Genomic DNA, 8891 nt, shown 5'->3' with positions numbered 1-8891 from the left:
GCGGCCAACTACGTCCCGTTCGTGCAGGACGGCTCGCTCCTCTTCATTTCCGGTCAAATCTCGCGTAAAGACGGCAAGCCAGCCTACGTCGGCCGCCTCGGCGACAATATCCCGGACGACGAGGGCGTGCAGGCCGCACGGCTCGCCGCGCTTGGCATACTGTCGCAGATTGCCGCGGCCACGGGCGACCGGCTCGACCGCGTGGCCCGCATCGTGCGCCTCGGTGTCTTCGTCGCCAGCACGCCGGAGTTCACCCGTCAGAGTGCCATCGCCAACGGTGCCTCGGATCTGATGGTAGAAGTGTTCGGCGACGCTGGCCGCCACGCGCGTGCCGCAGTGGGTGTTGCATCGCTGCCGTCCGGCGTGGCCGTGGAAGTCGAAGCAGTCGTCTCGCTGAAGCAACCCTGAACCCATCCTGCATCACTGGAACCTTCAAGTTATGCCAGCTCCCCTCACCGACGCAACCGTAGACGCATTGCGCGCCCAGACGCCAGGCACGCAGCACACCACGCACTTCAACCATGCCGGCGCGTCGCTGCCATCGACGGCGACGCTGGAAGCGGTCCACGCCCATCTCTGGCGCGAAGCGACCATGGGGCCCATGGAAGCCGGCGTCGCGGCGCGCGCGCAAATAGAGCGTGCGCGTAGCCTCGCCGCCGGGTTGCTCAATGCGCAACCGGCCGAAATCGCCGTGACGACGGGCAACTCCCAGGCCTGGGGCAGCGCCTTCGCCGCGTTGGGCACATGGCAGCCCGGCGATCGCATTCTGGTTGGGCGTCACGAATGGGGCGGCAACCTGGCCAGCATGCGCCTGTCGGCCGTGCGCGCGGGGGCATCGATTGAAGTGATCCCTTCCGACGACAGCGGCGAGGTCGATCCCGAGGCACTCGAAGCGATGCTCGACGAACGGGTGCGGCTGATCGCGCTGACGTGGATGCCGGCCAACGGCGGCCTCATCAACCCGGCCGCCGCCATCGGACAAATCGCGCGGCGCCACGGCATCGCCTACTTCATCGACGCCGCGCAAGCGGTCGGACAAATACCCGTCGACGTGGCGCAACTCGGCTGCGACGTACTGACCGGTGCAGGCCGCAAGGCGTTGCGCGGTCCGCGCGGCACGGGGTTGCTGTACGTGCGGCAGGACTTTCTGCCTCGGCTCACGCCGGCCTATGTCGATACCCAAACGGCGCCGCTCGATGACGACGGTGAACCGGTCGTGCGCAGCGACGCAGCGCGGTTCGAATCTGTCGAAGTTGCGTCCGCGCTGCGCTGCGGTTTGGCCAATGCGCTGCAGGAGGCGCTGGATATCGGCGTTGACAACATCCGCACCCGTATCGACGCCGTAGCGCAGACGTTGCGTGCCGAACTCGCGCAAATCGACGGCGTGGCGGTCCTGGATCAGGGACGCGAACGCTCGGGACTGGTGGCATTCAACGTGGCGGGTATCGATGCCAGGGAGGTGCAACGGGCGTTGGCGGCGCAAGGGGTTGCCGTCGGCAGCAACGGCGTGGGCTACACACCGTTCGATATGAACGCGCGAGGTCTCACCCAGATAGCACGCGCTTCCGTTAGCTACCTGACCACCGAGGCGGAGATAGGCAAGCTGGTAGAGAGCTTGCGCACACTCGTCCGTTAGGGCAGGCTTCACGCGACACAACGCGGCGACGCCGTCACGCACACTAATTCAAGGAGACTTCAATGGAGCGACCCGAGTTCATCCGCCACTGGAGCGAACTGGAAAACCCGGACGATGCCCACTACAAGGGCAGTACCGAACTGCTCGCCATCGGTGCGCCGCTGGCCAGGAAACTTGGACTTCAACGCATCGGCATTCACCATATGCGCGTGCCACCTGGGCGCCGAACCTCTTATCCGCACGCCGAAAGTGCCGAAGAGGAATTCGCGTTTGTCATCGAGGGCACGCCCGATGTCTGGATCGACGGGCATCTGCATCCGCTCAAGCCGGGTGACTCGGTGGCGTTTCCGGCGGGCACCGGGATTTGCCATACCTTCATCAACAACACGGACCAGGACGTGAGGTTGCTGGTGGTCGGAGAAACCGACAAGAAGGAGAACCGGATTCGCTATCCGATGCATGAGGCCCACGAAGCCACTCGCCCAGACCGTTGGGTCGACTGGCCGGTGCGTCCGATGGGTCCGCATGACGGCAAGCCGTCCGGCAGCAAGTCTTGAGCGATACGCTGCACGCGGCCACGCCAGCCGTCAAAAACGGGTTCGGTCGGCCATCCAGTTGGCCGCAGCAGCGGACAGCAGCGCTACCGCTGCGGCATTGAGCGGCGCGAGATCCTCGGACATCTGCGTCACCCTCGCCGCAGCGGCCGGACTCTCCATAGCTTCCGCGCACACCAGCAGTTGACCCAACACGCCGGTGCGCGTCTGGATGGCTTCGCGCACCGTTTGCGCCAACTGCAGTTCAGAAAACAGATCTACGGGATTGCGCTGCAGCACAGCAGGCAACAGGGAGGCCATGCCCGTCATGAACGCGTTGTCGACGAACTCCTCGTCGTGCGGCCTCAGCCTGCGCGCGGCCAGTTCCATGAATCGCCCCCGCGTCCCGACCAGTTGCACCAGCGCATTGGATGCGACAGACCGGCTATTGCCGTCCGTGTACAAGGCGAGCAGCGCCCAGCGGCGCAGCCAGTCGGTGCCGACCAGCTGAACGGCATCGCGGATCCGCAGGCGCCGCCGGGTCAACGCGTGATGCGCCGAACTGGCGAAGCGCAGCAGTTGCATCGTCAGTGCGGGATTGCGTTTGACCTCGTCTTCCAGGGTCGGCAATGGCGGCTCAGCGCCCAACATCACCAGCAGCTTGACCAGCGCCTGGCGCAGCGGCGGGATCCTGCGCACCGCGAGCAGGTGCGGATGGGCAAAGTAGTAGCCCTGAAACAGGTCACAGCCAGCCTCGTAGGTCCACCGGTAGTCGTCCGGCGTCTCGACCTTTTCCGCTACCACGCGCTTGCCGGCCCGGTGCATCGCGGCAACAAACGGCGCCAGTCGCGACGCCGTCCAGTCCGGCGCATCGATTTTGACGACCTCGGCGCAATCGAACACCTCGGTGTGGCCCAAGGCGGCCTCGCGAACATCCTCCAGGGCGAAACGGTAGCCGGACCGCGCCAGCGCCTTGATGCGCTGAACCAGCTGATCATCGTATTGCGCGGTTGCCTGAATTTCGACGACGAAGTGAGCGGATGGCAGCAAGGTGAACATCTCGTTCATCAACCAGTCGCGCCCCGCATTGATGTAGCCGGTGCGGCCGGACAGCACGCTTTCCATGCCCAGTTCGCCGAGCGTCTCGATGACGATATCGGCGGTGGCGCGGGTCTCGTCGAGCGGCGTGCCGTCGGCAGGTTCGGCGTTGTCGGAAAAAGCGAACGGCCGAAACAGCAATTCGTAGGCGACGAGCTGTCCCTCGCGGTTGAGGATCGGCTGCCGTCCGAGATACGAGGTCATCGCGATCAGGGACAACGCGGCAGCATCGTGCGACATGTCATTCATGCGGGTTACCGGTTAGTGAACCTGCGCCACGCGTGCCCGATCGCGGGCACGCGGCGGCGTAGAGGCCCTAACGGTGATAACGGCTGCAAACAGGGAAAAGTTGAAGGCGAATAAGCGGGCGTAAGGTGTTTGGGCATCCCGGGCGTCGCCACGAAGGTGTTATTGACCCTGTCGCCGTGCCTTCGCAGGAGGGGAAAGGGACAATCAGAAGCCTGCTTAAACGAACTGTGCGGCTTTCTGGCTGGCGAGCAGGATGGCCGTATGGGCAGGCGCCACGTCAACATGGCCTCCGGACTGCGTCAGGGTGGACAGGATCGTGTGATCGTCGAAACGGCACTGACAGAGCACGTGGTCGGACGCGGCAAGCTTGACCGTTTGCGCCAGCGTCAGGGTCGCGAGAAGCTCCGCGCTCTGCGCGGACAGCCCCAGCCGGAACATGCCGACCAGCCGGTCCTCGCGAAGCATGCGTTGCGCCAGCATGATGTACGACAGATTGACTTCCCTGATGAAACCCTGCGCTTCGCCGTCGCTCATGATCTTCAGCCCCTCGGTAAACATCCACTCCATTTCTCGCCGGCAATCGTCTGGCGCGCTAAAGCCTTTTGTCCATGCAGCAGATGCATGGCTGAACTCGCGCTGATTTACCAGTAGAAACACAAAGTTACATTTTGATACGTTTGAGTGGAGTGTAGGGATGCCCTTCGACGAAGACAATGTTCGCGAAATTTCCCGAAAGGTAGATCGTCGGTCCACCATTACGCCGCCTTACGAGCCGCTAAAGAAGGTCTGCGTCGTGACGAGCGCCCAATGCAAACGACCCGGCCACATGGGACCGGGTCGTCACGTCGATTCAACCCGCCTTCTGCAGGCGGGGCAAAGCTCGCTTACTGCTTCACGCCTTCCGCCTGGATGTGCAGAACGGTTGCCATCTTGAAGCCGTAGGTCTTGCCGAAGTCGATACCGAAGTCCGAGCGGTCGAACGTCGCCGTCGATTCCGTGCCGCACACTTCGCGCTTGAGCATCGGGTGCTGGAAGCACTTGAACGATTCGATCTTCAGGTTCAACGGCTTCGTCACACCGTGCAGGGTCAGCTCGCCGATCACTTCAACCGGCACATCGCCCTTGAACTTCATCGACGTGCCCTTGTAGACGGCTGTCGGGAATTGGGTCGCGTCGAAGAACTTCGGGCTCTTCAGTTCCGTGTTCAGCGTGTCGTTGCCGATGTCCACCGAAGTCATGTCGATGGTCGCTTCCAGCGTACCCGTCTTCGCTTCACGATCGATCGTCACCGTACCGGTGGATTTCGTGAACTTGCCGCGCCAGATCGAGACGCCGCCGAAGTGGTCAGCTTCGAAGCTCGGCGAAGTGTGCGTCGGGTCGAGCGTGTAGGTGGTGTCGGCAGCCATCGCGCTAAACGATGCACCCACTGCCATGGCGGCGACTGCTACGGCTAAAAGTTGCTTTTTCAAAGTGATTCTCCTGGGAGGTTTGCGGTTTATTTCTTGGCTGCAATGATGTGAAACTTGATCACAACCTCGTCGGCAACAACCGAGGTGTCTTTCCATTCACCCGTGCCGATATCGAACTGGCTGCGTTTGATCGGCAATGCGCCGTCGAAGCTTTGGGTCGCCCCTTGCTGGGTGACTTTGACCGGCACCGTGACGTTCGCGGACTTGCCCTTGATGGTCAGCGTGCCGCTCACGTTGAACTGATTGCTGCCGGCCGCCGCAATCGCGCTCGAGACGAAGGTCGCGTTCGGATACTGCGCGGTGTCGAACCATTCTTTGCCGCGCACCTGCTGGTTGTAGCTATCGTCGCCGAGGTCGTAGCTGGCGGTATCGATGGACAGCTTGGCGCTGCCTGCCGCCGGCTTGGCCGGATCGAAGTCGAGTTGTGCCGTGAACTTCTTGAACGTCCCTTCGACAGGAACATTCATCTGCTTCGAGGTCGCCGTAACCGTGCTCTTCGACGTATCGACCTGCGCATGCGCCACGCCGAGGAACAACGAAGTCATTGCGGTCGCGGCAACTATCCAGCGAAGGAAAGGAGTTTTCATATTTGCCTTCAATCTGCCTTGAGCCTGAGGCTACTTGAGAAAGGGGATCATACGCGCCAGCAGGCCGTCGCGATCGATGAAGTGATGCTTCAGCGCGGCCAGCGTATGAGCGGCGACTATTACGAGCAACGTGTAGTTCAACCAGATGTGGATGGTCTTCAGCACGACCTTGAGCGCGGTGTCCGGCCCAATCAAGGTCGGCAACGGCACGATGCCCAGATAAACCACCTGAATTCCGGCGGCCGAGCTATAGAGATAGCCCGACGCCGGAATCACGAACATCAGCACGTACAGGATCACGTGCGCAAGCTCCGCCGCCAGCTTCTGCAACGGCGGCATGCCCCGCGGCAGTTCCGGGGCGCGGTGCGTCAGGCGCCACGCAAGCCGGATCACGGCAAGCATGAACACCGTCACGCCGATCCACTTGTGCCACGAAAAGTACTTGAGCTTGGTGGGCGTGAAACCGGGAATGTCGGTCATGATCCAGCCCAGATAGAAGCCGGCCACGATCAGCAAGGCGATCAGCCAGTGAAGGCTCATCGCGGTTGCGCTGTATCGCTGCTTGAGTGGAGGAACTGTCGTCATCGTCATCCCGTCTGGCGTTTTGAGGGCAGTCCGTCCACACAGGAAACGAACAGGTCATTGGGATGCGATTCTAGGAGTGCGAAATCACGCTGAATAGCGCCTTGAAAGTGAACAGATTGTTGTGCTGGCGACGTTAATCGACGACTTCCACGGCTCGAACCAGCACTTTATACAACGTTTTTATCTCCAAACCCGTAGCATCCGGTTCTCAATTATTAGACCCGACCGGCAATCGATTATTGAGTTTTCGTATGCGAATTTCTCTCCGCGGCGCCAAGCCCGCATTGCCGCTTCGGGCGATTGACCCTCGCAGTCCCGCGACAACACGGAGCTTAAAAGCATGAAGAAGTCTTTACTGGCACTTGCGCTGACAGGCGCATTTGCATTGACCGCCCACGCGCAAAGCAGCGTCACCCTGTACGGCGTCATCGATACGGGCCTTGTGTTCACGAACAACCAAGGCGGCCACAACAACTGGCAAGAAACCAGCGCCTCGACGGAAAACACTGTGTATGGCCTTAAAGGCTCCGAAGATCTCGGCGGCGGACTGCATGCGATCTTCAAACTGGAAAACGGTTTTAACCTGAATAGTGGCAGCCTGTTTAACGCGGGCGACGCATTCGGCGAGCAGGCGTATGTCGGCGTGCAAAGCGACCAGTTCGGCACCGTTTTGCTCGGCCGTCAGTTCGACACAGTCAACGACGTGCTCGGGCCGATCTCGTCTGCCGGTGGCACCTACGGCGGCAACCTCTCCGCGCATCCGTTCAACAACGACAACCTCGCTGCGGACTCGATGAGCATCAACAACGCGGTGAAGTTCACAAGCAACACCTACGCCGGCGTCACCGTCGAAGGCATGTACGGGTTCAGCAACAAGGCCGGCGAGTTCTCGAACAACCGCGTGTATGGCTTCGGCGCGACGTATGCACACGGCCCATTTAACCTGGCTGCGGGTTACCTGGAACTGAACAACGCAGGCGGCGGCGTCAGCGGCACGAATCAGAACGGCGCGGTGGCGCTCGACGACGGCAGCGCCGATTTCGTGGCGCAACGCCAGCGGATCTGGGGCACAGGCGGCAACTATACGTTCGGTTCGGCGACCGTTGGCCTGCTCTGGACCCATTCGCAGATCGACAACATGTCGAGCGTGTTTGCCGGCGGCGATGGTTTCGTCGCCTTGGGTGGCGGCCTGCGGCTCGACAACTATGAAGTGAACGCGCATTACGCGCTGACCCCGAGCTTGAGCATCGCCGGCGCGTACACGTTCACGGACGGCTCGTTCAGCAACGGCGGCACGAGCGCATCGCCGGAATGGAATCAGTTCACGCTGCAAACCGACTACTCCTTGAGCAAGCGCACCGACGTCTACCTCGAAGGTGTTTATCAGCACGTCCACGGTGCACCGGCTGGCTCGGTACTCAGCGACGCATCGATCAACACGCTATCGCCCTCGTCGAGCGGTACGCAAGTGGCCGTGACGGTCGGCTTGCGTCACCAGTTCTAAATAGAAGGTATTTGAAAGACGGAGGCCGCGCGGCAAGCGCGGCCTCACGCACCGCGTACAACGCAGGCGTGCGTATTCATCCAGCCAGTTCACAGCGTTCGCAGCGGACGTGCGAGATTGCTCCGTATGCCTCATAATCACGCGCGCCCAGAATGTTCCGGGCTACGTAACGAGGCCCGAAGCAAAAGACCCCGCCGGTTTGCCGCAGTGTCCCGCCTCAGATTTTCCCTTCTCTGAACTGGCTTTATGTTTTCGTCACCCCAACTCGGCGCTGGCCTGATGGCGCTTGCCGGCTTTCTGACGCCCGTCGTGTCGTTCGCGCAGCAGGCCGCGACTAATGCCGCGCCAACGCCGGACTGGACCGTGACGCTAGGTGCCGAGGCGCAGTGGGAACCCGCGTATCCAGGCGCGAACTTCATGCGCCTCAGGCCTTATCCAGCCTTCGATGTCGAATACAAGAATCGCTTCTTCGCTAAAGAAGACATGCTGGCCGGCGTGTATCTGATCAACAACACGAACTGGAGCGCGGGCCTGGCGCTGCAGTACGACTTCAACGAGCGCGAGACGAGCGAGGACTCGCGGCTGCGTGGGCTACACAATGTGCCCACGACGCCACGCGCCAAGATCTTCCTCAACTACACGCAATCGGCGTTCACGTGGTCGAACTCCGCGGCCCAGGATATTGGCGGGAACCGTGAAGGGCTGGTGGTCGATACCAATGCCACGGTCACGCTGCCCATCGGCAAACAGCTGTATCTGACCGCCGGTCCTGGCGTCACGTGGACAAACGGAACGTACCAGCAGACATTTTTCGGCATCACGCAGGGTCAAAGCACAGCTTCCGGTTTGGCGGTCTACGACGCGCATTCCGGCGCGGCCACCGGCTACATCACCGCCGAGGCCGACTATCTGATCACCAAATCGCTGATCGCCACGGTCGAACTGAAATTCGCACGCCTGTATGGAAACTCCGCGTCGAGTCCGATCACACGACGCGTGCAGCAAAATACGGAAACCTTCGCGCTGACGTACACGTTTTGACGCGAATTCTCCAGGGCGCGAATTACTGAGTACCCCCAAACCTTTCGAATAGATGTCATACATGCGCAAAGGGCGGAAAGGTACAGAAAAGAGCCAGGTGTCTTGCATTTTCACGAGAATCTCATGTGAGAACCCATGTCCTCACGCCATCGAATGCGATACCATTGCCCCCCAATCAATAAGTTAGGC

The 8891-nt window shown here is 61.3% G+C and carries 10 protein-coding genes; 5 read left to right on the top strand and 5 right to left on the bottom strand.

Annotated features, from left to right (window positions below):
* The 3 genes from M0954_RS19485 to M0954_RS19475 form a co-directional block, all read left to right on the top strand.
* Positions 1-408 (top strand): RidA family protein (locus M0954_RS19485; RefSeq protein WP_297354969.1); only part of this gene is annotated, 408 nt, incomplete at its 5' end.
* 31 nt (positions 409-439) lie between these two features.
* On the top strand, positions 440-1636 hold the full coding sequence (locus M0954_RS19480) for an aminotransferase class V-fold PLP-dependent enzyme (RefSeq protein WP_297354967.1): 1197 nt from the start codon (positions 440-442) through the stop codon (positions 1634-1636).
* Between the two features lie 62 nt (positions 1637-1698).
* Positions 1699-2193 (top strand): cupin domain-containing protein, encoded by a 495-nt coding sequence (locus tag M0954_RS19475; RefSeq protein WP_123386654.1) that lies wholly within the window; start codon positions 1699-1701, stop codon positions 2191-2193.
* A 30-nt stretch (positions 2194-2223) separates the two neighbouring features.
* Here the strand turns inward: M0954_RS19475 and M0954_RS19470 are convergent, their stop codons facing one another.
* The 5 genes from M0954_RS19470 to M0954_RS19450 all read right to left on the bottom strand — a co-directional run bounded on the left by M0954_RS19470 (position 2224) and on the right by M0954_RS19450 (position 6157).
* A complete protein-coding gene (locus M0954_RS19470; protein ID WP_122157363.1) occupies positions 2224-3516 on the bottom strand; it encodes an EAL domain-containing protein in 1293 nt (430 codons plus the stop codon).
* 216 nt (positions 3517-3732) lie between these two features.
* Positions 3733-4074 carry a flagellar transcriptional regulator FlhD gene (gene flhD, locus M0954_RS19465; protein WP_297354965.1) on the bottom strand — a complete coding sequence of 114 codons (342 nt, stop codon included), beginning with the start codon at positions 4072-4074 and terminating at the stop codon, positions 3733-3735.
* A gap of 326 nt (positions 4075-4400) precedes the next feature.
* Positions 4401-4985, bottom strand: a complete 585-nt coding sequence (locus M0954_RS19460) for a YceI family protein (RefSeq protein WP_122157364.1) — start codon at positions 4983-4985, stop codon at positions 4401-4403.
* A gap of 26 nt (positions 4986-5011) precedes the next feature.
* A complete protein-coding gene (locus M0954_RS19455) occupies positions 5012-5572 on the bottom strand; it encodes a YceI family protein (RefSeq protein WP_122157365.1) in 561 nt (186 codons plus the stop codon).
* Positions 5573-5602: 30 nt separating this feature from the next.
* Positions 5603-6157: a cytochrome b gene (locus tag M0954_RS19450; protein ID WP_183143272.1), complete on the bottom strand. Its 555-nt coding sequence runs from the start codon at positions 6155-6157 to the stop codon at positions 5603-5605.
* 340 nt (positions 6158-6497) lie between these two features.
* Between M0954_RS19450 and M0954_RS19445 the strand changes: the two genes are divergently transcribed.
* The gene (locus tag M0954_RS19445) at positions 6498-7661 is read left to right on the top strand and encodes a porin (protein WP_122157367.1); all 1164 of its coding nucleotides are present in this window, start codon (positions 6498-6500) and stop codon (positions 7659-7661) included.
* A 246-nt stretch (positions 7662-7907) separates the two neighbouring features.
* Positions 7908-8702 carry a MipA/OmpV family protein gene (locus M0954_RS19440; protein ID WP_122157368.1) on the top strand — a complete coding sequence of 265 codons (795 nt, stop codon included), beginning with the start codon at positions 7908-7910 and terminating at the stop codon, positions 8700-8702.
* Positions 8703-8891 lie beyond the last annotated feature (189 nt).

Source organism: Paraburkholderia sp. (assembly GCF_026225065.1).
Taxonomy (GTDB): Bacteria; Pseudomonadota; Gammaproteobacteria; order Burkholderiales; family Burkholderiaceae; genus Paraburkholderia.
The sequence above is the reverse complement of the archived record's forward strand: the minus strand, read 5'-3'. Positions and strand labels throughout refer to the sequence as shown.